Raw genomic sequence first — 22,444 nt, forward strand, 5'->3', positions numbered from 1 at the left:
GTGGAGACCCCTCCATCCGGAACGGTTCCGGTTCACGCCGAGCCCGCCCCGTCCCACCGGCGCACCGCAGGCGGTGCCCGGGCACGGGACGGCGGAGACGGCAAGCTGCGGGCGTTCCTCGGCAGTCTCCAGCTGGCCGACTCCGCCTTCCCCAGCGGCCGCTACACCCTGTCCCACGGGCTTGAGGCGTTCGTCCAGGCCGGCCTGGTCGACCGGTCGACCCCGCCGCGGGCACTGGTGGACCTGCTTGCCGACCAGATCCGCCACGGCGTCGGCCCCTCCGACGGGACGGCACTGGCCTGCGCGCACCGCGCCGCCGGCGATACGGACGGGACAGCGTCAGCCGGACGGGCCGACACCAGACTGAGCGAGGTCAAACTGCCGCGGGAGGTACGGGAGACCTCGGTGCGCACCGGCCGGGCACTGCTGGCCACCGCCACCGCGGCCTTCGGCGACGAGACGGTCACCGCGTACGCCCGGCAGGTACGGGCGGGCCGGTGGCCCGGCAATGCCGCGGTCGTGCTCGGCCTGGTCGCCGCATCCCTCGGCATCGACCGCGAACACGCCGTAGCCGGGGAGCTGTACTCCTTCGCCTCCGGCTGGCTCACCGCAGCGGTCCGCCTCGCCATCATCGACCACCTCACCGTCCAGGCCCTGCTCCACACGGTCACGCCCGTCCTGGCGGAGACGGCCCGTGACTCGTGCGCGGCCGGTGTCGACGACATCGCCGCCTGCACCCCGATGATCGACATCATGAGCATGCGCCATGAACACGCGCCCCTGCGCCTCTTCATGAGCTGACCGGCCTACCACACAGACCCACGAGGAGAAACTCCATGGCCCACACCCACTCCCACGACGACGCTCCCGCTGCCGGACCGGGCATGCCCCGACTGGGCGGCAGCGTGCCGAGGGTCGGCATCGGTGGCCCGGTCGGATCGGGGAAAACCGCGCTCATCGAAGCAATCGTCCCTATACTCCTCGCGAAGGGCCATTCCCCCGTCGTGGTCACCAACGACATCTTCACCCAGGAGGATGCCGAGCACGTCCGCGCGACGCTGGCTGACGTTTTGGACCCCGCCCGGGTGGTGGGAGTGGAGACAGGTTCCTGCCCGCACACCGCAGTGCGCGACGATCCCACCATGAACCTCGATGCCACCGAGGAGCTCACCGCGCGATTCCCCGACGCGGACCTGGTCCTGCTGGAGTCCGGCGGCGACAACCTGACGCTGACCTACAGCCCGGCGCTGGCCGATTACTTCGTCTTCGTCATCGATGTCGGCGAGGGGGACAAGATCCCGCGTAAGCGCGGCCCCGGAGTCACCAGCTCCGATCTCCTGGTCATCAACAAGACCGACATCGCTCCCCATGTGCGGGCGGACCTCGCGGTGATGGACCGGGACGCTCGCGCCGTCCGCGAAGGCCGTCCGATCGTGTTCACCGACTGCTACAGCGGTACCGGTCTGCGCGAGGTCGTCGGGCACATCCGCGCGGCCGTTCTGCACGGCTCCGGCTCGCCCGAGCCGTCAGGCCAGGCAGCCCCGGAGCGCGGACCTGTCCGGACGGGGCGGACCACGGGTCCGTTTCGGTGAGCTCTCCGGCAGGGACGGCGAGACCGGAGCGCCGGGACCCGGCGTGGTACACCCCGACTCACCTGCCTGAAAAGGTGAAAACGTTCGACACCCCTCTGGCCGAGGCGGTGGTGGGCCGCACGGGCAAGACGGGACTGCTCGAACTCGACCTGGCGCCGGTCGCCGGAGCGACCAGGGTCGTGGGGCAGTACCACCAAGCCCCCCTGTACATCTACCAGCCGATCTACCTGGACTCTTACAGGCCGGACATGGCCTTCGTCTACCTGCAGCAGTCCGGCGACGGGCTGGTGCAGGGAGACCGCTATCGCATCGACATCCGGGCGGCGGCCGGGGCCGCTGTCCACCTCACCACCCAGACAGCCACCAAGATCTACGGCATGCACGCCAACCTGGCTACCCAGCTCGTCCATCTGGACGCCGGTCCCGACGCGGTCCTGGAGTACCTGCCCGACCCCCTCATCCCCTTCAGGGGTTCCCGCTTCTTCAGCCGGACCTGTCTGACCGTCGACCCCCGCGCCACAGTGGTCCTCGGCGAGATCCTCCTGCCGGGGAGAGTCGCCTTCGGCGAGTCGCACGACTACGACCTCTACTGGTCCGAGATCCGGGTACGCGAAGCCAGCGGGAAACCCCTATTCCGCGACGTGCTGAACCTCGTCCCGGCCACCACGTCCCCCACCTCGCCCGGCCGCCTCGGGCCGCACCATGTACACGCCACGCTCCACGTACTCGCCCGGCGGGAGTGCCTCTCCGTCCTCTGCGCCGCTGTCGATTCCGCTCTCGGCGCCCACCCCGGGGTTCTCGCCGGGGCAAGCGAGCTGCCCGGTGCCTGCGGAATCACCGTCCGCTTCCTCGGCCCGACGTCCGCCACCGTCGCCGCCGCCCTGGGCGCGGCGTGGAACGCGGTCCGCCTACGCCTCATCGGGGCTCCCGCCCCGGATTTGCGCAAGGGGTGACGGCGGGGCGGGCCCTGACCCCTGATCTTGGACACACGAGACACTGGATCCTGCGGATCTGAAGACGGACATCTCGTGGTCATGAAGCACTACCCGACGCAGTGCAAGGCGGACGCGGCCGCGCTGTACCAGTCGCGACCCGGGGCGACGATCCGGCAGGTCGCTGCCGACCTGGGCCTCAACCCGGAAACTTTGCGGAACTGGGTCCGGGCGGCCGGTGCGAGCCGGCCGCGGGGACGCCGTGCGGAGAGCTCCGCCGAGCCGCCCACGCCACTGGAGGCGGAGAACGCCGCGCTGCGCAAGAAGGTCCGTGAGCTGGAGGAAGAACGCGAGATCCTGCGGAAGGCCGCGAAGTATTTCGCCGGGGAGACGCGCTGGTGAACCGCTTCCAGTTCGTCGCCGACCACCAGCGCCGCTACGGCGTGAAGCGGCTCTGCACCATCCTGGGCATCGCCCGCTCGAGCTTCTACTACTGGCGCAAGACAGCGGCCGTGAGAGCGGCCCGCCAGGCCGCCGACGCGAAGCTCGATGCCCGGATACGCACGCTTCATCGGGCCTCGGACGGCACCTACGGCGTCCTCAGGATCACCGCCGAGCTCCGGGAGAACGGCGAGGTGGTGAATCACAAGCGCGTCGCCCGGATCATGCAGACGATCGGGCTGGCCGGGCTCCGCCTGCGCCGCAGGCACCGCACCACCGTCCCCGACCCGGCCGCGGCGAAGGCCCCGGACCTGATCGGCCGCGACTTCACCGCGAACCAGGCGAACACCAAGTACGTCGGCGACATCACCTACCTGCCTCTGGCAGGCGGGAAGTTCCGCTATCTTGCGACCGTGATCGATCTCGCCTCGCGGCGCCTGGTGGGGCGGGCGGTCGCCGACCACATGCGGGCCGACCTCGTCATCGACGCCCTGCATGCGGCCGAACGGACCCGCGGCAGCCTCGTCGGCGCCGTTTTCCACAGCGATCACGGAGCCCAGTACTGCAGTCGGGCCTTCGCCGACACCTGCCGCGAAGCTGGCGTCACCCAGTCCGTGAGCGCGATCGGCTCCAGCGCGGACAACGCACTTGCCGAGTCGTTCAACGCGACCTGCAAACGGGAGACCCTCCAGGGCCGCCGGGCCTGGGACACCGAGCGCGAGGCTCACCTGGACCTCTTCCGCTGGCTGCATCGCTACAACACAGTCCGACGCCACTCCCGCCTCGGCCACCGCAGCCCGATCGCCTATGAGCGAGCACTCCAAACAACATCAACTACGCTGGCCGAAGCTGCATAGCCCGTGTTCAGGATCAAGGGTCAAGGCCCGGTCGCGTTGAAGGACTCGGCGAGTGCGTTGTCCGCGCTGGACCCGACTGCGCTCATGCTCCTCTGCACCAAGGCTGACCTGCAGGCTTCGGCGAAAATCCTGCTCGTGTACTGAGCTCCGTGGTCGGTGTGCATGATCGATCCGGCGAGACTGCCGCGGGTTCGGATCGCCGCGGCCAGGGCGTCGGTGACGAGGTCCGCGCGCATGTGGCCGGCGATAGCCCAGCCGGCCAGACGGCGTGATGCGAGGTTGATGACGGTCGCCAGGTAGCAGAACCTCCCGCCCTCGATGGGCAGGTAGGTGATGTCGCCGACGTACTTCGTGTTGGGGGCCGTGGCGGTGAAGTCGCGGCCGATCAGGTCCGGCGCCTTGTCCGCGGCCGGGTCAGAGACGGTGGTGCGATGCCGGCGACGCAACCGGACCCCTGCGATCCCCGACGCTCGCATGATCCTGGCGACCCGCTTGTGGTTGACCGCCTCACCGTTCTCCTCGCGGAGCTCGGCGGTGATCCTCGGGGCTCCGTAGGTGCCGTCCGATCCCTGGTGCACCGCCCGTATCCGGGCGGCCAGGCGGGCGTCGGCCAGCTGCCGGGCGGCCCGGTCGGCAGCCGTCCGGCGCCAGTAGTAGAAGCTCGAGCGGCTGACGCCGAGGATGCTGCAGAGCCGCTTCACGCCGTAACGGCGCTGGAGGTCGGCGACACACTGGAAGCGGTTCACCAGCGCGTCTCCCCGGCGAAATACTTCGCCGCCTTCCGCAGGATCTCGCGTTCCTCCTCCAGCTCACGGACCTTCTTCCGCAAGGCGGCGTTCTCCGCCTCCAGCGGTGCCGGCGGCAGGGCTGGTTCCTGCGTCCGCCGTCCTCGGGGACGGCTCACCCCGGCTGCCCTCACCCAGTTCCGCAGGGTCTCCGGGTTGATCCCCAGATCGGCTGCGACCGACCTGATCGTTGCTTCCGGCCGCGACTCGTAGAGCGCGACCGCGTCCGCCTTGAACTGTGGCGGGTAGTTCTTCATGACCACGAGATGTCCGTTCTCAGATCCTCAGGATCCAGTGTCTCGTGTGTTCAACATCCGGGGTCAAGGCCCCAGCGCTTGCACGGTTGTCGAGCCGATCTGTCCATGCTGTTCCAATGTCTCACCGATCACGTCGCCAACCAGCCGACTGTGCACTACGCCGCCCGACGGAAACGCTTCGCGAACTGGACTCTCCCCGAGTCGGACCTGCAGGGGCGCAATCCAGACCACCAACCCTTCTACACGTATCTCCACGACCTTCTGCCGGACTACGCCAGCACGATTCTCGCAGGGGAAGATCACCAATGATCAGGTGTGGTCAGTGACTGCGAGGCCGTCGTCCGGGTCGGCGGCGTACGGCATCGGTGGATGTCCACGGCGCGATGAGCGCGGCGGCCACGGAGACGGCGGCCAGGAGCAAGAAGAGAGGGCCGTACCCGCCGAGAGGTACGGCCAAGGCGGCGCCGGCGAACGGCGCGAGGGCTGCCGCTGTGTGGGCGGGAGCGGCCAGGAGCCCGGAAAGGCGGCCGTAGTGGGTGGTGCCCCAGCGGTCGGTGATGGCGGTGGCCTGGAGCAGGATGAGGTTGCCGCGGACCATGCTAGCCACGATCGACACGGCGATGAGGAGGGGCCGTACGGGCCGGGAGTAGCGGCGAAGGCGGCGGTGGTCAGAGCACCGAGCGCGATGAGGATCGTGGTGCGGGCCGTTGCGGTGGTGCGGCGGGCGAGGGCTGCGTACACGGTGCGGCCGAGGGTTTGTCCGGCGCCGCCGATGCCGAGAGCCCAGGCGGCCTGGCTGGTGGTGTATCCGCGTTCCAGAAGGAGCGGGACCAGGGCGACGACGACGGCGCACATCGCAAAGCTGGACAGGGTGAAGGCGGCGGCGAGCAGCGGGAACGGACGGCTGCGTCCAACATCGGCAGCGTCGGCGGCCTTGTAGGAAGAACTCGTTGGGGCGTCGGGCCAGGGGGCACGCAGGGCCAGGGCGTGGGCGGGGATTGTGACGGCGGCGAGGATGCCGGCGAGCACGAGGTAGGTGTGGCGCCAGGACAGGTGGTCGGCGAGGGCCGCGGTCAGGGGTGGGAAGACGGTGGAGGCGAGTCCGCCGGCGAGGGTGACGATGGTCAGGGCGCGCACGTGGTCGGGAGCCCACCAGCGGGTGAGGGCGGCGAACGCCGACTGGTAGAAGGTGGCCGCCATAGCGAGCCTGGCAAGCGCCCAACCGGCGAAGAAGACTATCAGGTTGGGGGCCCCAGCCACGATCAGCAGGCTGACGGTGCCGCACACGGAACCGGCGGTCATGACGGCGCGTGGGCCGCGGTGGTCGAGGATGCGTCCGACGCGAATCCCGGCGAGTGCGGAGACGACCAGTGCGAGGGAGAACGCGGCGGTGGTCGCCCCGGCCGGCCAGCCGGTCACGTCGGTGATTTGGGGGTTGAGGACGGAGAAGGCGTAGTAGACGATGCCCCAGCTCACGATCTGCGTGGCGCAGAGTGCGGGCAGGGCGGCGCGGGGCCGCGACCGGTCCCCTGTTCCGGTCGAGACCCCGCGCGTGGAGGTGCCCAGATCGGTCACGAGCCGCAGCAGCCGCCCGCCGGGGCCTCTTCGGCAGCCGTCCCGACCGCGGCGGGAGCGCCGAGCTGGACGAGCTGCGGGGTGGGCGCGCAGCAGCCGCCGCCGTCGGCCCAACAGGCGCACGTGCGACCACTCGCGCACCGCGGCACCAGCGCTCTGGCCGGTTTCCAGGACTAGCGGCTCGATGCCTTGGTCGAGCAGGTGGGCGGCGGCGGCCAGGCCGGCGGGTCCGGCTCCGATCACGACGATGGGCAGCTCGGTGGTGGCGGGCGCGTTCACGGCGACTCCTTGCGTGGTTCGACATCTGTCGATGGCTTGCGCGGCCCAGCACGACATCTGTATTGATGAGCGTCAACATAGACATTCGTCGAAACCAGGGGATTCGCCGATGGAACACGTCGACGTCGCCGTGATCGGCGGCGGCCAGTCCGGCCTCGCCACCGCCCACACGCTGCTGCGCCGCGGGCCGCGGCCGGTGGTGCTGGAGGGATCCGGCCGAGCGGCCGGCTCGTGGCCGCGTTTCTACGACAGCCTCACGCTGTTCTCGCCCGCCCGGTACAGCTCCCTGCCCGGGATGCCGTTCCCCGGCAGCGACCGTGACCGCTATCCGCACCGCGACGAGGTCGTCGCCTATCTCACCGCCTACGCCGACCGCCTGGACGCCGACATCCGCACCGGTCAGCGCGTCACCTCCGTACGCCGGGCCGGATCCGAATTCGAGCTGGCCCTCGACGGTGGCGGCCACCTGGCGGCACGCGCCGTCGTCGCGGCCTCCGACACCTTCAGCCGACCGCACCGGCCGGCGCTGCCGGGTCTTCAGGAGTTCACCGGCCAGGTGCTGCACGCCGCCGACTACCGCAGCCCGTTCCCCTTCACCGGCGGCCGGCTGGTGGTGGTCGGGGCGGGGAACTCCGCGGTGCAGATCGCCGCCGAACTCGCCACCACCGCCCGCGTCACGCTCGCCACCCGCGGACCCGTGAAGTTCGCAGCACAGCGCATTCTCGGCCGCGACCTGCACTTCTGGACGGCCCGCACCGGCCTGGACACCGCACCCCTCGGCCGGCTCCTGTCGCGGCCGCCGGCCCTGCCAGTCCTCGACGACGGCCGCTACCGGGCCGCCCTGGCCGCCCTGGCCGCCGGACAACCTGACCGGCGAGCGCTGTTCACCGGCTCCGACGGGACCAAGCTCATCTGGCCGGACGGACAGCGGGAGGAGGTCGACGCGATCGTGCTCGCCACCGGCTACCGCCCCGACCTGCCCTACCTCTCCCGCCTGGACGGTGCCCTGGACGCCGAGGGGAAGCCGCGGCACCGCGAGGGCCTCGCCACCAACGTGCCAGGGCTGGCGTTCGTCGGGCTGGAATGGCAGCGCAGTCTGTCGTCGGACTCACTGCGTGGCGTGGGCCGGGACGCGGAGCGGATCGCCCGGCGCCTGGCCGCCTACCTCGCGCGCCGGTGACGACGCTCGCCGCACTGATTCGACATGCGTCAACATAGACGTATGTCGAATGCGAAGGTGCTGCCGCTGCTCGAGCCCGCCGACGGTCAGGGTGTGGTGTCGTGCTGCCCGCCGTTGACCGAGCGGCCGATGAGTGCCGAGGAGGCCGAGAGGGCCGCGCGGATGTTCAAGGCGCTGGGTGACCCGGTGCGTCTGCGGCTGTTCTCCGCGGTGGCCTCGCATGAGGGAGGGGAGGCGTGCGTGTGCGACATCTCCGATGTCGGCGTCTCCCAGCCGACCGTGTCCCATCACCTGAAGAAGCTCAAGGAGGCCGGGCTTCTGACCTCCGAGCGGCGCGGCACCTGGGTGTACTACCGAGTCGAGCCGTCCGTGCTGGCCGCCATGGGCAAGCTGCTCACGCTGCCCACCGCGGCCTGACGCCGCCGGATGCGGTCGAACAGCCCGACGGCCCGGGACGTCCCTTCCTTCGCAGGGGTGTCCCGGGCTCGGTGCCGCTGCGGCCGGGTCAGTGGTAGGCGTGGACGACGGCGTGGCCCTTGCCGCGGCCGATCATCCACTTGTTCACCGGGGTGGTGATCAGGAAGGCCACCGCGAAGCCGCCCAGGAGCGCCGACCAGAACAGCACGTCGGACAGGTGGGCGTCCATGGCTCCGGGGACCAGGGCGATGATGCCGTTGTCGACCAGTTCCATGACGGCGATGGAGACGGTGTCGGCGGCGAGGGCGACCTTGACGGCGGCCTTGAGGTTTAGGCCCGCCCGGCGGACCGCGAACAGGGTGAAGGAGTAGCCGAACACGAAGGCGAGCGCGATCGCCAGCACCATGGTTTCGACGTTGCCCCACATCAGGGCGGTGCCGATGACCATGCCGAGGATCTCACCGATGGCGCAGCCGGTCAGGCAGTGCAGCGTGGCCTTCGCCGCCGTGGACCAGGACGCTCCCGGCGCATGCGCGTGGTGATGTCCGGCCTGCTCGTGATGGGCGTGGTCGTGCGCGGTGCCGGTGTGGTGCGTGCTGTGGGCCATGACCCTCATCCCCATTCCCGTTCAGTGTGCCCCGCTGCCGGGCCTGCGTACAGCCACAACCATATACCCCTCAGGGGTATTCCGTGCGGGATGTTCCGCGCGGACCCGATACTCCGGACTGGGGCGCCAACGCCAGGCTGTCGGGACACCACGCCATGGGGGATGGCATCCCCCATGAGGGTGCGGTCAGCTCTTGCCGAGCAGCTTGTTCATCTTGTCGATCTCGGCTGTCTGGGAGCTGATGATCTGCCCGGCCATCTTCTTGGCCGGGGTGTAGGAGCCGTCGGCCTGTTCGGTCTTGGCCATGGCCACGGCGCCCTCGTGGTGCTTGATCATCATTTCCATGAAGGCGGTGTCGAACGCGGTGCCCGACGCCTTCTCCAGCTTCTCCATGTCCTCGGCGGTCATCATGCCGCCGGCGCCGTGCATGGAGTGGTCCATGGCGCCTTCGGCGGGCACCTTCTCGCCCCAGGACGTCAGCCAGCCGGACAGCGTCTTGATCTCCGGGTCCTGGGCCTTCTTGATGTCCGCGGCGAGCGTCTTCACTTCGGCCGACTGTGCCCGGCCGGGGGCCAGGTCAGCCATTTCGACGGCCTGGCGGTGGTGGGGGATCATCCCCTTCGCGAAGGCGACGTCGGCGGCGTTGTGCTGTCCCTGCGACGCCGGTGCCGAAGCGGCGGCGGAAGCCGACGTACTGGTGTGCCCGTCGTGTCCGGCCGAGTTGTCGCCGCTGCCGCCGCAGGCGGCCAGGACGAGAGCGGCAGTGCCGGCCACGGCCGCTGCGGCACAGCGACGGATGAGGGAACGCTTGCTGGTCATGGGGGTGCAACTCCTCTTCGCGCGCCCGTCTCGGCGCACGGAATTCGGGTGGATGTGAAGGCAGGCGAAAGCGCGGCACCCGCCAGTTCAGGGCGTGCGGGGGTGCCGTGCGGGCCGCTCTATATCCGCAGGAGTTGCAGCTCGGACAGGTCAGGCGGCGCCCGTCCCTGCACGGCTGACGCCGGGACGGCCGACAGCAGGACCGAGGAAGCAGCCGGGGCGTCGGGCCGGGCACCGGCCAGCGCGGGCGGCACGTACGCGGAGCCGACACCGGCCGCGGCGCACGTACCGTCCGCGTGTGCGAGGTGCCCGGAGCCCCCGTCGGTGTGCGAGCACGAGCCGCTCGCATGCTCGGCAGCCGGGGCATGGGCCATGGCCATGACGTGCTCCGGCGCCGGCGCCCCGCCCGGGGGCAGGGCGTGCATGCCCAGCACGCCGGCCAGCACCGCCAGCACAAGCAGCGTGAACAGCCGCCCGGCGGGGCGGCCGCTCAGTCGACTGCCGAAGGTCATGGCCGCCATCGTACGGGCGCGCTGTGGTAGAAGACGCACACCTGGTGGTGAAGGGACGTCGTAACTCGGTGTGTTCGCGACCGGTCGGCACGCTTCACAGCGATCCGGCGATCTCGTGCGCGGCGTCGCGGGCCGGGCGGCCGACGCCTATGAGGGTGGCCGACGCCGGGCCGGTCCAGTCGCCGTAGCCGAGCAGGTGCAGCCGCGGCTCACCGAGCGCGCGCGTGCCGTCGGTGAGGATGTGCCCGCGCGCACGGCGCAGGTTCAGCGGGCTGAGGTGGGCCAGCGCCGGGCGGAAACCGGTGCACCAGACGATCGCTTCCGCATCGCTCTGGCTGCCGTCGTCCCACCGCACGCCGTCGGCGCTGAGCTGGGCGAACATCGGCTTCGCGTGCAGGTGTCCGGCGTCGCGCGCGGCGCGGACGGGCGGCACAGCGACGATGTCGCCGAGCGAGGCGACGCCGCCGGTGTCGGTGTGGCCAGCGTCGAGGGCGCGGCGGCGGGAGGTGGCGACGTCGAAGAGGGCGCGGCCGTCGATGTCGTTGGGCAGGAACCGCGGCGGGCGCTGGGCCACCCAGGTCACGTTGACGTTGCCGTCCAGGGCGAGGTCGGCGGCGATCTGGGCGCCGGAGTTCCCGCCGCCCACCACGATCACGTGCTGGTCTGCGAAGTCGGCCGGGGAGCGGTAGTTCACCGTGTGGAGATGGCGTCCGGTGAAGAGGCCGCGGCCGGGGACGGCGGGGAAGAAGGGCCGCGTCCAGGTGCCGGTGGCGCTGATGACCGCGCGGGCTCGCCAGGTGCCGGAGTCGGCCTCGACCAGGAGCCTCTCGCCGTTGCGGCGTACGGCGTCCACGCGGGTGCCGTGCTGGACGGGCAGGTCGTAGCGCTTCTCGTAGTCGGTGAGGTAGTCGACCACGTGCCCGGCATCCGGGTAGGTCTCGCCCGCCTGGGCGGGCATGAGCCGACCCGGCAGCGAGGAGTGCTCCGCCGGGGAGAACAGGTGCAGGGAGTCCCACATGTGCTGCCAGGACCCGCCCTGCGCCGCCTCGGCGTCCAGGATCACGAAGTCGAGGCCCTGGCGGCGCAGGTGGTAGCCGGCTGCGAGCCCTGATTGGCCGCCGCCGACCACCACCACATCCGTGTGCTGCGTCACGGGGCGGTCGTCACCGCGTCGGCGGCGAATTTCTTTCGCCAGGCGAGCGCGACGTAGACCAGGCCGATCAGGACCGGGACTTCGATGAGCGGGCCGACGACTCCGGAGAGGGCCTGGCCGGAGGTGACGCCGAAGGTGGCGATGGCGACGGCGATGGCGAGCTCGAAGTTGTTGCCCGCGGCGGTGAAGGCCAGGGTCGTGGCGCGGTCGTAGGCCAGTCCCAGGGCCTTGCCGAGGAGGAAGGTGCCGAAGAACATGCTCACGAAGTAGACCAGCAGCGGCAGCGCGATCCGCACGACGTCCAGCGGCTGAGAGGTGATGGTCTTCCCCTGGAGGGCGAAGAGGATGACGATCGTGAACAGCAGCCCGTACAGCGCCCAGGGGCCGATCTTGGGCAGGAACTTCGCCTCGTAGTTCTCGCGGCCCATCTTCTGCTCGCCGATGCAGCGGGTCAGGAAGCCGGCCAGCAGCGGGATGCCGAGGAAGATGACGACGTTCAGCGCGATGTGCCAGACGGACACGTCCAGACCCTGACCGTCGCCGAGGTTCAGCCAGCGCGGCAGCAGGTCGAGGTAGAACCATCCCAGCAGGCCGAACGCGATGACCTGGAACACCGAGTTCAGCGCGACGAGCACCGCGGCGGCCTCGCGGTCGCCGCAGGCGAGGTCGTTCCAGATGATCACCATGGCGATGCAGCGGGCGAGGCCGACGATGATCAGGCCGGTGCGGTACTCGGGCAGATCAGGCAGGAAGATCCACGCCAGGGCGAACATGACGGCGGGTCCGACGATCCAGTTGATGACCAGCGAGGAGACCAGCAGCTTGCGGTCGCTGGTCACGCTGTCGAGCCGGTCGTAGCGGACCTTGGCCAGGACCGGGTACATCATCACGAGCAGGCCGAGCGCGATCGGCAGGGAGATCCCGCCGATCTCGATCTTCGCGAGCGCGTCGTTCATGCCGGGGATGAGGCGGCCCAGGCCCAGGCCGACGGCCATGGCGAGCAGGATCCACACCGCGAGGTAGCGGTCGAGGGTGGAGAGCTTCTTGACGATCGAGTCGTCTCCACTGCCGGCCGGAGCGGGGGCGGTGGTGGGCTCGGTGGAGGTCACGGGCAGGGCCTCTTGTTCTCGGAAGCGGTGCGGGCGGAGTCGGCCAGCGCGGCGAACTGCTCGGAGAGCCCGGTCAGGACCTCGGGCTTGAGCTTGTAGTAGGTGAAGCGGCCGCACGGCTCGGTCTCCACCAGCCCGGCCTCACGCAGCACCTTCAGGTGGTTGGACAGGTTGGTCTGCTTGGCTCCGGTCTCCTCGACCAGGTGCGTCGTACACAGCGTCTCGCGCGCCAGCAGGGTCACGATCTGGAGGCGGAGCGGATCACCCAGCACCCGGATCACGTCAGGATCGACTGAAGTCAGCATGCACTGACACTCTCACATCATCACCTGCTGATACCAGCGGGGACTGAAGTCATTGGCGGCTGGGTTCCGCCATGCGACGAGAGAGAACATCATCATGGCCGACAAGCCGTCCGTCCTGTTCGCCTGCGTCCACAACGCTGGCCGCTCCCAGATGGCCGCCGCGTGGCTGACCCACCTGGCCGGCGATCGCGTCGAGGTCCGCTCCGCCGGCTCCAACCCCGGCGATCAGATCAACCCGGCCGCCGTCGAGGCCATGGCCGAGGTCGGCATCGACATCTCCGCCGAGACCCCGAAGATCCTCACCGTCGACACGGTCCGCGAGTCGGACGTCTGCATCACCATGGGCTGCGGCGACACCTGCCCCGTCTTCCCCGGCAAGCGCTACCTGGACTGGAAGCTCGAGGACCCGGTCGGCCAGGGCCTCGAGGCCGTGCGCCCGATCCGTGACGAGATGAAGACCCTGGTCGAGGGCCTGATCGCCGAGATCGCCCCGGCGAAGCCGGAGAAGACGGCGTGAGCGAGATACGCGAGGTCGTCATCATCGGCTCCGGCCCCGCCGGCTACACCGCCGCCCTCTACACCGCCCGCGCCCAGCTCAGGCCCCTGCTGTTCGGCAGCTCCATCTTCGTCGGCGGCTCGCTGACGACCACGACCGAGGTGGAGAACTTGCTGTTCACGGCCAGCTCGACCTCGACGCCGAGCGATACATCACCGTCGTCGCCCCGACGACGCGCACGAGCCTGCCCGGGGTGTTCGCCACCGGCGACGTCGTCGACCACACCTACCGCCAGGCCATCACCGCCGTCGGCACCGGTGCGGCCGCGGCCCTGGACGCCGAGCGCTACCTCGCCGCCCGCGGTGCGGCAGAGACCGAGCTGGCGACCGCTGCCGTCCCGGTCTGAGCAACACTCGCAGGCGGGGCCGTCCGGAAGCTCCGGGCGGCCCCGTCGTCGTCCTCGCACCAGCCATCATCGGTAAGCTGCCGAGCTTGACCCGGTCCTGAAGGACTTCGACCACGGAATCGGGTGATGGTGCGTAGGGGATCAGCTAGCGGTCCGCGACGCGATGAGTCGGTTGGTCAGCTCCACTGTTCCGAGGTACCACCAGAAGATCCAGTCCAGGAACGCTTCGTCGTAGTCGCCGCGCTGGTCTGCCTTGCGGTGGCGCAGGTCGTAGCGGTTGGCGATCTCGAACAGTGCCCCCTCGTCTTTGCCGAGCTGGTCATTGAGCAGAGCGCGGCGTTCCTCGAGGATCCCCGCGAGGGTGACGATCGCCGACCGCTTGCTCTCCCGTGTGCGGGGCCGGCTGACCAGGTCGTGGAAGACCTCGATCAGACCGAAAAAGGTGTCTTCGTCCCATGTTTCCGGGGCCAGAGGCCACAGGTCGGGGATGCCCAACTGCCGTTCGATGACTTGTGAGGCGTCCGGCAGATCGTCGGGGTCGTCGGCGCATTCCTCGCCGAAGACCTCCCCAAGTAGCCGTTGTCGGCGAAGTCGCTGATGGTCCGGGCGAAGACACGTCGGGTGTCGTGCGAGAGGACGCGGCCTTGCCGCTGTGGCCAGTAGGGTCGCGGATCGGCTGCGTGCCGCAGTTCGGCTGCGCGTCTGACCAGTTCCGTCAGCCAGTCCCGCTTGTCCATCCCGTCCCGCTTCCCCCAGCCGGGGGTAGCGCTGGTCCAAAAATCGTCCGAGGGTACGGGGCGGTTGGGCAGGTCCTCCAAGTCGGCCACCGCTGTGGTGCCAGCCAGGGCCTCCGTCAGCAGCCATGTCGCCTGCTCCACCCACGAGGTGCTCGACGACCGAAGGACGCGCTCACCTTCGGACACGAACAGCGACGTAGGCCAGCGGAGTTCGTAGTTGCTCAAATCCAGACTCACCGCGTCATCATCACCCACCAGGCGAGTCCCAATGCGAAGCGGACGGTTGTTGCGTAGAGCATGCGCAGGTAGCAGCAGAAGTCCAGGAACTTTTGGGTCCGCCGCCTGGTCATCATCGAAACCCGTGCCTCTGCGGGTGTTCCGCAACAGGCGCTGCCCCTGGTCGTCCCCAATCTCGCGGACGTGTACTCGTTCTGCCTGATGGTGCTGCGCCGTCCGGGCCAGCATCCGAACGGCGCGTCACGGCATCCACAGGGCAGAGCTTCTCCACGAGAGCCTGTGCTGTCTGCGCGACATCCTCACCCCCACCGGGGGTGGCCCCGCGCCGTCCGCGCTCAGCTGCAGCCGGCTGCCGCGCCGCAGGGGGTGTCCGCAGTGGGCTGGGGGGCGGGCTGGTCCGACAGGAACCTGCGGACGTAGGCGGATGGACCACCGTGCTCCAGGTACTCGCCGATCTGCGTGCTGCGCGCTACCAGAGCCCGCAGGAGCAGGTCGAGCGCGGCCTCTTCGGCCAGCGAGTCGGTCTGCTGGTCCCGCCACCGCCACACCCTGCTTCCGGAGGTGTCCGGGTGGACGGGGCGCAGCTCGTGGCCGGCGGCGCGGATGGTCGGCGAGGCGACGATGCCGTGGTCGATCGCCTCCGCCCAGGTGGCGACCGTGCGCGGCAGCACGTCGAGGTGGATTCCGAGCCGTGCGGCCAGCGGGCGCACGGCTTCTATCGCGCCGTCGACCACGGTGCGGGTCTCGTCGCAGGAGCCGCAGGAGGACTGCCCGTCCATGGTGACGGTCCAGTATTCGACGGCGAGCCGCGTCGACTCGGCGGAGTATGGCGGAGTGTCCGCCGTCGCAGCGTGGGCCGTGGTGGTCGTCCTGGTCATGGTGCCGTTCCCTTCTCGGAATCGGTGGACGGTGTGCAGGGCGCGGACGAGACAAAGTCGTCCCTGGCGCGCTCCAGCGCGTCGGCGATGCCCCGCAGCGATTCGGCAAGGGCGTCGAACTGGATCTCGTACAAGACCGTGCGTCCCTGCTTCGCCGCGCGCAGCACGCCGGCGGCGCGCAGGAGGGCGAGGTGCCGGGAGACCACGGACAGGTCGACGTCCAGGCAGTCCGCCAGCTCGGAGACCGAACAGGCCCGGCAGCGCTCGGCGAGCAGGTCGACCAGGCGGATACGGGTGGGATCGCCCAGGGCGCGGAACAGCTGGTGCGACAGCACCGCGCTCAGATCCCCGACCGGAAAATCTTTATTGCTCACTTGCGCAAGTATGCATGTCTTGAGGATGTGCGGCAACCAGTGGCCTCATCCGGCACAGCGGCGCTCGCGGACCCGGGCGCCCAGAGCGAAGTCGGCGACGAGCGCGGACAGGCCAGCGATGCTCGTGCGGTTCACCACCTTCACGCTGGATGGAACTGACCACGCCAGCCACAAGGTGCAGAGGGCGACATGATCCGCCCCACATCATCTGGTGGGACAAAGCACGCCGCCGACGAACGACCCGGCGAAGTAGTTGTGACTGAGCGCTTTGATTGGCCGGTTGAGCGCGAGGCATACTTTCGTGCGAATCTGGCACGATTCACGTCAACGCCTTGAGACGGTCAACGTTCAGCCGAGGCGAGAAGGAACTTTGATCTCTGACTACCAGCGGCGTTTGCGCGAGCAGTTTCTGTCCGTCCCTGTCGTTGCGCCGCCTGTCCCGTGGCGCCCGGTCCTGAACGGGCGCGTCCCCGTCAGCGGCCTGCTGGGCATAGGTTTCGCTCTCGCTCCCGGCGATGGTCGCGACCTGGTCATGGTGGTCTCCGCGGACGGCCATGGGCTCTTCGACGCCGTCACCGGCGAGAAGATCGCCCGGGACCATGCCCCTGACCCCGACAGCAGTACCCCGGACGCGGTGCCAGATCTTTCCTGCCCAGGGCTCGGTCCCCTTGCCGCGACTCGAATACGTATCGCGGGACTCTTCGGTGGTGGCCTGCACGCCACCACCGAGGACGGCTGGACGCTGGAGGTCGTCAGCCCGGAGTGGCCGCACGACCGCGTCCTGCTGTCCGCAGACGGAGGCATCCCTCACAACGGACCGCACGGTGAAAGCTGGTGGCACATCTTCGACTCCAACTACTCGGAACTGCGGGTCGCCGGCTTCTCGCCGTCCGGACGGACCCTCGCCGTCGCCACCAGCAGTGACCTGACCCTCTGGACCCGCCAGGCGCCTGACACCGAACGCTCGGTTGGCCAACTCGGCCGCGCACTGGCCAACTGAAGCGCTCAGTCACATGGATGACTTCTCGGCCCGAAATTCCGCAGGCCTCCGCCTGTGCGGCGCGGTCGGTACAACAGGAGGTGCAGGACCGATCTACGGCAAGAGGGACCGATAACCGAGCACGAACAGCGGCGCAGGCGGGCGCAGTTGGACCAGCGGGGCAGGGATGTGCAGGAGATCTGGACCGCGAGATCGCCTCGCCCGGCGGGCCGCTGCCCGGCACGGTGCTCGAGGTGCTGGAGCACGAGGACGGCTGGGTCGGGCACGTGCAGCTGGTCACCCGCCGCCCGGCGAGCGACATCGACAAGGCCGCGGCCGCCATCGAGGACGCCTTCGACCTGCTGGTCGGATCGGTCGTGGTCGACTCCGGCGGCAGCGGCGCTGAGATCTGGGCCTACCAGCGGTCCTCCGCCGCCCGCCACCACCGACGGCGGCCGATGAGCGTCCGGCAGCGCGGCCAGCGGGACGACGACGGCCTGTTCGAGGACGTCGCCTCCGGGATCGGCATGAAGCCCCGGCGCCCGGGAGGACAGGGCTGCGGGCCATCACGGAGGTATGGGTGGAGCTGCACAGCGAAGCCCTGGGTGTCCGGCTGGTGCGGGCCGACACCATCGAGCAGGCGTGGTGGGACGTGAAGCAGCCCGAGAACCTGACCGTCGCCGTCAGCGGTGGGCAGGAAGTCCGCCAGGACGTGCGGGCCAGGTTCCCCGCCGACGACATCGAGGAGGACGAAGCCGCGGACCTCTGCACAACGCTGGTGGAACGCATCGCCGAAGCAGCCGGCCACGGCGGCCCCCGCATGGTGTGGATGACCCGTGACGAGACCACCAAGAGCGTCGCCTGGGACCGTGGCCCCCTGATCGACCGCAGCACCCGCTGACGACCGAGCACACACGCCGGGCCCGGTCCTCCCGCTGGAGGACTGGGCCCGGCGTCGTGAGCAGCGGTCAGGGCGTGTCGCCGGAGTAGTGCAAGCGGCACACCACACCCGGACCAGCGGCCGGGCGCGGCTCGCCGGGGAGCGGGTCGTACAGCGCCCGGCCGCCGGGCCACCGCCCCAGCTCGGTCATCAGGGCGACACCGTCGTCTATCTCCGCCGGCCGCCAGCCCGTGATGTCGAGCAGCAGCCCGTCCAGCGGCCCGCCGACCAGCGCGGCGTACGTCTGGTGCGGCAGCGGGCCCGGGTTGGGGGCATCGTGGTCGCGGCCATACACCCGGCCGCGCAACAGCTACTCGTCATCGGCGTTCATCCGACCAGCCTTCCAGCCACCGCCGACAGCGGAAGGCCGGCGGCGACCGACAGTCCGGCCTCTCCCGTCCTGCGGGAGGGTGCGGGGGTGCCCTCCCGCAGGGCGGGCGTCAGGCACAGGGCAGACGGTCGGAGGAGGGCCAGTCGATGCGCGCCCCGCGGTGGATCAGCGCGGTGATGCTGTCGACCTGGCCCGTGGGCGGCTGCTCCTGGGTGAAGCGGCGTAGTGCCCGGTAGACGCCGTCGCGCAGCTGGCCGTCGGTCATCGTGGACGCCCGCTCCTGCAGATCGTCGAGGAGCTGCCGGCGCGGGCCGCACGGGACAGCGCGGCGTCGGCGAGCGGCCCTTCGGCGAAGCCGTTGCGTACGTACAGGCCGGGCTCGATGAAGGTTATGGTGACGGTCCTTTCCGCCCGGCCGCACGTGGTCTCCCGGTTGGAGACGCGGTCGCGGGACCGGGCGGGCGGGAACGTAGAGGACCGAGTTCGTTAGCGTCGGGTCCTGCGCCTACCGGCGAGGCCCGAACAGGCCGCGGCCCTTCTTCGCGTCCGCTTCGGCCGCCTCCCGCGCCACGGCTTCCTCCGCCTGGATCCGCGCGGCCTTCTCTGCCCTCAGCTGTTCGTGGTGTTCGTCCAGGCACGGATCGCACAGCTTGCGGTGCGGCGGCGTCGGGTGCTGCCGGACCCAGAGCCAGCGTTCGTCGGTGAACTTCGTCCCGCAGCGGGTGCTACCGGCCGCTGCGCCTCACGCTCCGCGGCTTGGCGTTCCGCCTGCCGCCCGCGGGACTGCTCTTCCTCCACCCGGTACAGCCGCTCACCGTCCGGGTTGTCCAGAGCCTCGCTCAGCGTCTGCCACTCCTCGCGCCCGAGCCGCCGCCACACCCTGCCCGCGGCCCCGGCCGGGTCGCGGTGATCCGCTCCAGCTCGGTGACGACCACGGGCACCGCCTGGTGGTAGTCGACGGCCGTGAAACAGCCCACGGGTACGGAGTGCCGGCGAAGTAGCGGCGGGCGCTCTGCTCCAGGCGCCGCATCCGGCTCTCGCGCTGCGCAGCGGTCTTCCCCGTGAACACGAACGCCACCGGCACGTAGCCCTCCCGCCCGGTCGCCGGGTAGATGCGCGACCACAGCCGGAAGCCGTGCACCGCCGCGCCCTGTCGTCGGGCGGCCTTCTCCTTGTCCTTGTCGGCTTTCGGCGCCAGGAGCTCGAACCAGTCGGTGTAGCGGCGCAGCTTCGCCGTCAGGTCGTCGACGGGCTCGTTGACGCGGTCGACCTCCAGGAGCATCGCGGGCACCCCGGCGTCCGGGGCGCGCATCGTCAGGTCGGCGTACTGGGTGTACCCGTACGGCAGGCGGTGGGCGATCTCGGTCTGCCACGACAGCGGGGTGACCGAACCCGGCCCCGGTGAGGGACGAGGCGGTCGTCGTCACGGCGGCGGCGTGTTCGTCGAAGCCGTCGCCGTCGACCGGCTCTCCGTCGTCGTACTGGAGCTTGCGCAGCACGGACATCCTCACGCTCTTCGAAAGCAGCTGCTTGGCTTCCTTGTGTCCTCGCTCGGTGAGCACCCACAGCTGGTGTCCCGACTCCAGTCGTGTCTCCGCCCGGACTTTCCCCTCACCCTTGAGGGCGTTGAGGGTGTCCCTCGTGCACCGGTCGTGCCGGTCTCCGGGTCGCAGCATCCGCCACAGGTGTTCAGCGGTAGCCCTCTGGAAGATCCCCAGGGCCTTCAGCACTTCCTTCTTCCTGGTGTGGGTCGGCTTCCATGTCTGCTTCAAAGACTTAGAAGGGTTGCGGTGCTGGTCGGTCAGGTCGGCGACCGGGGCTCCGGGTGGGCCGGCCCCGATGGTGCGGCGGCGGGTAGCGGCCTCGCGGGTGAAGGAGGCGAGTCGAGCGAGGTTCTCCGAAGTGCGCAGCAATGTCGCGGGATCGGTCGTACGGCCCTCCAGCAGCTCGGGCATCGCAGCCTGCTGAGGGGGACGACGGCGGCCCGCTGCGCCGGAGCGAAGGCGGCCTCCCGGCCTGGGTGGTCGGCGGCGTGCGGCGCGGCCGCCTCCTGGCCGTGGTGGTTTTCGACGTCCAGGAGCAGGGCGCCAGCGACGCCGCCTCCAGGAGATCGCCGCAGAAGTCCTCAAGCATTGCTACTTCCGGGGCAGCGGCCGCCGCGCCGGGAGCCTGGAAGAAGTCCGCTTTTCCGAGGTCGAGTACCTGAGGTCCAAGCTGTAGCAGCCGGACCCAGCTCCACCGCCGCCCCGGATCGCTGCGCCAGCCATGCGGCCAGACGGATGTGAGAGGAACCCCGGCCGCTGCACGGCCGGGGTTCCTGGAGGTGGTGCGTGTTGGTCAGCCGGTGGAATCGCCCAGGCCGTGCACCGCTCGTTCACACGCCCGCGGCCCGCACCACATCACGGCCTCCGTGCATCGGGAAGGTCAGCGCTGCAGGGTGAGAACACCCGGCCGCCACGGCAGTCGGTTGTAGTCACCGTCTGCGGTGGGGGACTTGCCCTGGTAGAGGAACTGCAGGTTGCAGGGGTCGATGGTCATGGTCTGGTCGGGGTTGTTGCGGACGAGGTCACCGTGGCTGATGTCGTTGGTCCAGGTGGCACCGCTGTTGGCCTTGCCCGCGAAGGGGTTGCTCTCGGTGGCGGCCTGCGGGGTCCATGAGCCGCTCAGGCTGGAGGCCGTGAAGGAGCGGAAGTAGCGCCCGTTCGCGCCCATCGCTTCGACGATCATGAGGTACTGGTTCTGGCCCTGGACCTTGTAGACCTGTACGCCCTCGAAAAGGTTCTCCTTCGTGTCGCTCATGATCGTCGTGTACGACGAGCCGAAGTTGCCCGGGAAGTTCCCGATCGGCATGCTCGCCCGGTAGATCTTGCCGTTGTCGCCAGCGAAGAACAGGTACATGTTCTGGCCGTCGGCGATCAGCGTCTGGTCGATCGGGCCGGTGTCGGAGCCGGAGATGCTCCCGGTGAACAGCGGCTGCGGGGAGGACCAGCCGTTGGGGTCAGTGGGGTCGCTCGACGTGCGGTAGATGAAGGGCCACGAGCCCCATTGGTACGCCAGCACCCATATGTTCTTGGGCGCGAAGTAGAACAGCGTGGGTGCCACCGCGGCCTGGCTCATGCCGGTCTGGCCGGCCGACGCCATGTCCGACCAGTTCGTGAAGGGACTGAACATCATCGAGCCGTACGACGATCCCGAGAAGTTGGTCGCGTAGACCAAGTGCTTGCCGTTGAGGGTCACGGTGGTGAAGTCCTTCACTGCGGCCCACCCGTTCGCCGGCTGCGCCAGTACACCTGTTGAGGTCCACCGGTACGTCGACGGGAGAGAGCACGTGCCGTCCGGCGGGGTCGGATCCCCGGACAGGCCGGTCCACTTCTGGTTGCTGCCGCCGTTGCACGTCCAGATCTGCACCGCTGTGCCGTTGGCCGTACCGGCGTCCGCCGCCTCCAGGCACAGCCCGGACTCGGCTCCGACGACCGTGCCGTCGGAGTTGACCCGCCACTGCTGGTTCGCACCACCAGAACAGGTCCAGATTTGCACCCGGGTACCGGCCGTGGTGGCGTGGTTCGGAACATCCAGACACTTGTTGCCGTACACGGTGAGCTGGTTGCTGTCCGTCAGCGTCCACTGCTGGTTGGCCCCGCCCCAGCAGTCGTACATCTGCAGATTCGTGCCGTTGGTCTGGCTGGCGCCCTGCACGTCGAGACATCGGCCGGAACCAACACCGCGCAAGGCGCCGCTGGAAGCCGCCTGAGCCGGGGCGGCGACGAGCGTCGCCGCCAACGCGGCCAGGGCCGCGATCACGGCGGCGAGCACCACAGACGGATGCCTGTGACGGGAACTTCCTCTGCGCATAGGGACTTCCTCACCTTGAAGTAGGCGGTTCCGGTTGGCCTCGTCAGAGGCTGCCGGACTGTCGGTGTGGTGTGGTGTGCGGTGGCCTGCGGGCACCACGGCAGGCCGTTTGCGTCGCCCCGGTCCTCCTCGGCCTTCTCCCAGGCGCCGTCAGCAACGTCGCGTCCGTCGACCGCCTGACGCGGACCGAACGGCCGAGCACCGGGTCGGCATGCCCGAAGGAGGGCGGCAGATTTGGCGAGTCCATGACATATGCATGCGGTACGGCTCCTTGCGGCTCTGGCTTCGGGGCGGCGCAACCCGGAGCTGCCCTGCTGTGCGATGGAGCGACTCGACATGTTCGCAATATCGAACAGAGGTCGAAGTATCGAGCAACTTGAATGATAGGGACCCG

The 22,444-nt window shown here is 69.7% G+C and carries 22 protein-coding genes and 4 pseudogenes; 11 read left to right on the top strand and 15 right to left on the bottom strand.

The annotated features are described in order from the left end of the window. From V1J52_RS11405 to V1J52_RS11420, 4 genes are all read left to right on the top strand, one after another. A complete protein-coding gene (locus V1J52_RS11405) occupies nt 1-801 on the top strand; it encodes an urease accessory protein UreF (RefSeq protein ID WP_330139606.1) in 801 nt (266 codons plus the stop codon). Nucleotides 802-893: 92 nt separating this feature from the next. Further along, the gene (gene ureG, locus V1J52_RS11410; RefSeq protein WP_330140094.1) at nt 894-1,592 is read left to right on the top strand and encodes an urease accessory protein UreG; all 699 of its coding nucleotides are present in this window, start codon (nt 894-896) and stop codon (nt 1,590-1,592) included. Nucleotides 1,593-1,666: 74 nt separating this feature from the next. After that, complete coding sequence (locus V1J52_RS11415) at nt 1,667-2,545, top strand: urease accessory protein UreD (RefSeq protein WP_330139607.1); 879 nt, start codon at nt 1,667-1,669, stop codon at nt 2,543-2,545. 75 nt (nt 2,546-2,620) lie between these two features. Further along, nucleotides 2,621-3,822, top strand: a protein-coding gene (locus tag V1J52_RS11420) for an IS3 family transposase (protein WP_443075800.1) whose coding sequence is annotated in 2 segments (ribosomal slippage) — nt 2,621-2,912 and nt 2,912-3,822 — 1,203 coding nt in all. Because the reading frame shifts where the segments join, the coding sequence is not laid out codon by codon here. A 29-nt stretch (nt 3,823-3,851) separates the two neighbouring features. Here V1J52_RS11420 and V1J52_RS11425 read toward each other — a convergent pair. Both V1J52_RS11425 and V1J52_RS11430 read right to left on the bottom strand, forming a co-directional pair. Beyond that, a pseudogene (locus V1J52_RS11425) lies at nt 3,852-4,870 on the bottom strand (IS3 family transposase); the annotation flags it as partial. Between the two features lie 690 nt (nt 4,871-5,560). Further along, nucleotides 5,561-6,718, bottom strand: a pseudogene (locus tag V1J52_RS11430) (MFS transporter); the annotation flags it as partial. A gap of 109 nt (nt 6,719-6,827) precedes the next feature. Here V1J52_RS11430 and V1J52_RS11435 point away from each other — a divergent pair. Together V1J52_RS11435 and V1J52_RS11440 are read left to right on the top strand one after the other, a co-directional pair. Then, the gene (locus tag V1J52_RS11435; RefSeq protein WP_330139609.1) at nt 6,828-7,898 is read left to right on the top strand and encodes a flavin-containing monooxygenase; all 1,071 of its coding nucleotides are present in this window, start codon (nt 6,828-6,830) and stop codon (nt 7,896-7,898) included. Nucleotides 7,899-7,940: 42 nt separating this feature from the next. Beyond that, complete coding sequence (locus V1J52_RS11440) at nt 7,941-8,315, top strand: ArsR/SmtB family transcription factor (RefSeq protein ID WP_330139610.1); 375 nt, start codon at nt 7,941-7,943, stop codon at nt 8,313-8,315. Between the two features lie 88 nt (nt 8,316-8,403). Here the strand turns inward: V1J52_RS11440 and V1J52_RS11445 are convergent, their stop codons facing one another. The 6 genes from V1J52_RS11445 to V1J52_RS11470 all read right to left on the bottom strand — a co-directional run bounded on the left by V1J52_RS11445 (nt 8,404) and on the right by V1J52_RS11470 (nt 12,820). Beyond that, nucleotides 8,404-8,922, bottom strand: coding sequence for a DUF4396 domain-containing protein (locus tag V1J52_RS11445; protein ID WP_330139611.1), 519 nt, complete (start codon nt 8,920-8,922; stop codon nt 8,404-8,406). A 186-nt stretch (nt 8,923-9,108) separates the two neighbouring features. Then, nucleotides 9,109-9,741, bottom strand: coding sequence for a DUF305 domain-containing protein (locus V1J52_RS11450; protein WP_330139612.1), 633 nt, complete (start codon nt 9,739-9,741; stop codon nt 9,109-9,111). 119 nt (nt 9,742-9,860) lie between these two features. Next, on the bottom strand, nt 9,861-10,253 hold the full coding sequence (locus tag V1J52_RS11455; RefSeq protein WP_330139613.1) for a DUF6153 family protein: 393 nt from the start codon (nt 10,251-10,253) through the stop codon (nt 9,861-9,863). Nucleotides 10,254-10,347: 94 nt separating this feature from the next. After that, nucleotides 10,348-11,406 carry an ArsO family NAD(P)H-dependent flavin-containing monooxygenase gene (locus V1J52_RS11460; protein WP_330139614.1) on the bottom strand — a complete coding sequence of 353 codons (1,059 nt, stop codon included), beginning with the start codon at nt 11,404-11,406 and terminating at the stop codon, nt 10,348-10,350. Further along, the gene (arsB, locus tag V1J52_RS11465; RefSeq protein ID WP_330139615.1) at nt 11,403-12,515 is read right to left on the bottom strand and encodes an ACR3 family arsenite efflux transporter; all 1,113 of its coding nucleotides are present in this window, start codon (nt 12,513-12,515) and stop codon (nt 11,403-11,405) included. Before arsB ends, V1J52_RS11460 begins: the two co-directional genes overlap by 4 nt. Further along, a complete protein-coding gene (locus V1J52_RS11470) occupies nt 12,512-12,820 on the bottom strand; it encodes an ArsR/SmtB family transcription factor (RefSeq protein ID WP_330139616.1) in 309 nt (102 codons plus the stop codon). Before V1J52_RS11470 ends, arsB begins: the two co-directional genes overlap by 4 nt. A gap of 94 nt (nt 12,821-12,914) precedes the next feature. Between V1J52_RS11470 and V1J52_RS11475 the strand changes: the two genes are divergently transcribed. Beyond that, on the top strand, nt 12,915-13,337 hold the full coding sequence (locus V1J52_RS11475; protein ID WP_330139617.1) for an arsenate reductase ArsC: 423 nt from the start codon (nt 12,915-12,917) through the stop codon (nt 13,335-13,337). 118 nt (nt 13,338-13,455) lie between these two features. Then, nucleotides 13,456-13,722, top strand: a pseudogene (locus V1J52_RS11480) (thioredoxin-disulfide reductase); the annotation flags it as partial. Between the two features lie 141 nt (nt 13,723-13,863). Here V1J52_RS11480 and V1J52_RS11485 read toward each other — a convergent pair. From V1J52_RS11485 to V1J52_RS11495, 3 genes and pseudogenes are all read right to left on the bottom strand, one after another. After that, a pseudogene (locus V1J52_RS11485) lies at nt 13,864-14,696 on the bottom strand (hypothetical protein). A gap of 335 nt (nt 14,697-15,031) precedes the next feature. Next, nucleotides 15,032-15,574 carry a hypothetical protein gene (locus tag V1J52_RS11490; protein ID WP_330139618.1) on the bottom strand — a complete coding sequence of 181 codons (543 nt, stop codon included), beginning with the start codon at nt 15,572-15,574 and terminating at the stop codon, nt 15,032-15,034. Next, complete coding sequence (locus V1J52_RS11495) at nt 15,571-15,948, bottom strand: ArsR/SmtB family transcription factor (protein ID WP_330139619.1); 378 nt, start codon at nt 15,946-15,948, stop codon at nt 15,571-15,573. Before V1J52_RS11495 ends, V1J52_RS11490 begins: the two co-directional genes overlap by 4 nt. A gap of 370 nt (nt 15,949-16,318) precedes the next feature. Here V1J52_RS11495 and V1J52_RS11500 point away from each other — a divergent pair, with 370 nt between their 5' ends. The 3 genes from V1J52_RS11500 to V1J52_RS11510 all read left to right on the top strand — a co-directional run bounded on the left by V1J52_RS11500 (nt 16,319) and on the right by V1J52_RS11510 (nt 17,828). Further along, a complete protein-coding gene (locus tag V1J52_RS11500) occupies nt 16,319-16,948 on the top strand; it encodes a hypothetical protein (protein ID WP_330139620.1) in 630 nt (209 codons plus the stop codon). Between the two features lie 233 nt (nt 16,949-17,181). Continuing rightward, nucleotides 17,182-17,583 (top strand): hypothetical protein, encoded by a 402-nt coding sequence (locus V1J52_RS11505; protein ID WP_330139621.1) that lies wholly within the window; start codon nt 17,182-17,184, stop codon nt 17,581-17,583. Continuing rightward, nucleotides 17,544-17,828 carry a hypothetical protein gene (locus V1J52_RS11510; RefSeq protein WP_330139622.1) on the top strand — a complete coding sequence of 95 codons (285 nt, stop codon included), beginning with the start codon at nt 17,544-17,546 and terminating at the stop codon, nt 17,826-17,828. Before V1J52_RS11505 ends, V1J52_RS11510 begins: the two co-directional genes overlap by 40 nt. Before the next feature lie 67 nt (nt 17,829-17,895). Here V1J52_RS11510 and V1J52_RS11515 read toward each other — a convergent pair whose 3' ends face one another. The 4 genes from V1J52_RS11515 to V1J52_RS11530 all read right to left on the bottom strand — a co-directional run bounded on the left by V1J52_RS11515 (nt 17,896) and on the right by V1J52_RS11530 (nt 22,050). Then, nucleotides 17,896-18,177, bottom strand: a complete 282-nt coding sequence (locus V1J52_RS11515) for a hypothetical protein (protein WP_330140095.1) — start codon at nt 18,175-18,177, stop codon at nt 17,896-17,898. A gap of 130 nt (nt 18,178-18,307) precedes the next feature. Next, complete coding sequence (locus tag V1J52_RS11520; RefSeq protein ID WP_330139623.1) at nt 18,308-18,463, bottom strand: hypothetical protein; 156 nt, start codon at nt 18,461-18,463, stop codon at nt 18,308-18,310. Between the two features lie 546 nt (nt 18,464-19,009). After that, nucleotides 19,010-19,480, bottom strand: a complete 471-nt coding sequence (locus V1J52_RS11525; RefSeq protein ID WP_330139624.1) for a hypothetical protein — start codon at nt 19,478-19,480, stop codon at nt 19,010-19,012. Nucleotides 19,481-20,622: 1,142 nt separating this feature from the next. Continuing rightward, nucleotides 20,623-22,050, bottom strand: coding sequence for a non-reducing end alpha-L-arabinofuranosidase family hydrolase (locus V1J52_RS11530; RefSeq protein ID WP_330139625.1), 1,428 nt, complete (start codon nt 22,048-22,050; stop codon nt 20,623-20,625). Nucleotides 22,051-22,444: the final 394 nt, after the last annotated feature.

It is taken from the genome of Streptomyces solitudinis, from assembly GCF_036323765.1.
In the GTDB taxonomy this organism is placed as follows: domain Bacteria; phylum Actinomycetota; class Actinomycetes; order Streptomycetales; family Streptomycetaceae; genus Streptomyces.

Coding starts and splice junctions, on each gene's coding strand:
- V1J52_RS11445 (WP_330139611.1), bottom strand. CDS start 8,922: ATGGCCCACAGCACGCACCACACCGGCACCGCGCACGACCACGCCCAT.
- V1J52_RS11435 (WP_330139609.1), top strand. CDS start 6,828: ATGGAACACGTCGACGTCGCCGTGATCGGCGGCGGCCAGTCCGGCCTC.
- V1J52_RS11520 (WP_330139623.1), bottom strand. CDS start 18,463: ATGACCGACGGCCAGCTGCGCGACGGCGTCTACCGGGCACTACGCCGC.
- V1J52_RS11475 (WP_330139617.1), top strand. CDS start 12,915: ATGGCCGACAAGCCGTCCGTCCTGTTCGCCTGCGTCCACAACGCTGGC.
- V1J52_RS11440 (WP_330139610.1), top strand. CDS start 7,941: ATGTCGAATGCGAAGGTGCTGCCGCTGCTCGAGCCCGCCGACGGTCAG.
- V1J52_RS11455 (WP_330139613.1), bottom strand. CDS start 10,253: ATGACCTTCGGCAGTCGACTGAGCGGCCGCCCCGCCGGGCGGCTGTTC.
- V1J52_RS11490 (WP_330139618.1), bottom strand. CDS start 15,574: ATGACCAGGACGACCACCACGGCCCACGCTGCGACGGCGGACACTCCG.
- V1J52_RS11470 (WP_330139616.1), bottom strand. CDS start 12,820: ATGCTGACTTCAGTCGATCCTGACGTGATCCGGGTGCTGGGTGATCCG.
- V1J52_RS11450 (WP_330139612.1), bottom strand. CDS start 9,741: ATGACCAGCAAGCGTTCCCTCATCCGTCGCTGTGCCGCAGCGGCCGTG.
- V1J52_RS11530 (WP_330139625.1), bottom strand. CDS start 22,050: ATGCGCAGAGGAAGTTCCCGTCACAGGCATCCGTCTGTGGTGCTCGCC.
- V1J52_RS11525 (WP_330139624.1), bottom strand. CDS start 19,480: ATGCTCCTGGAGGTCGACCGCGTCAACGAGCCCGTCGACGACCTGACG.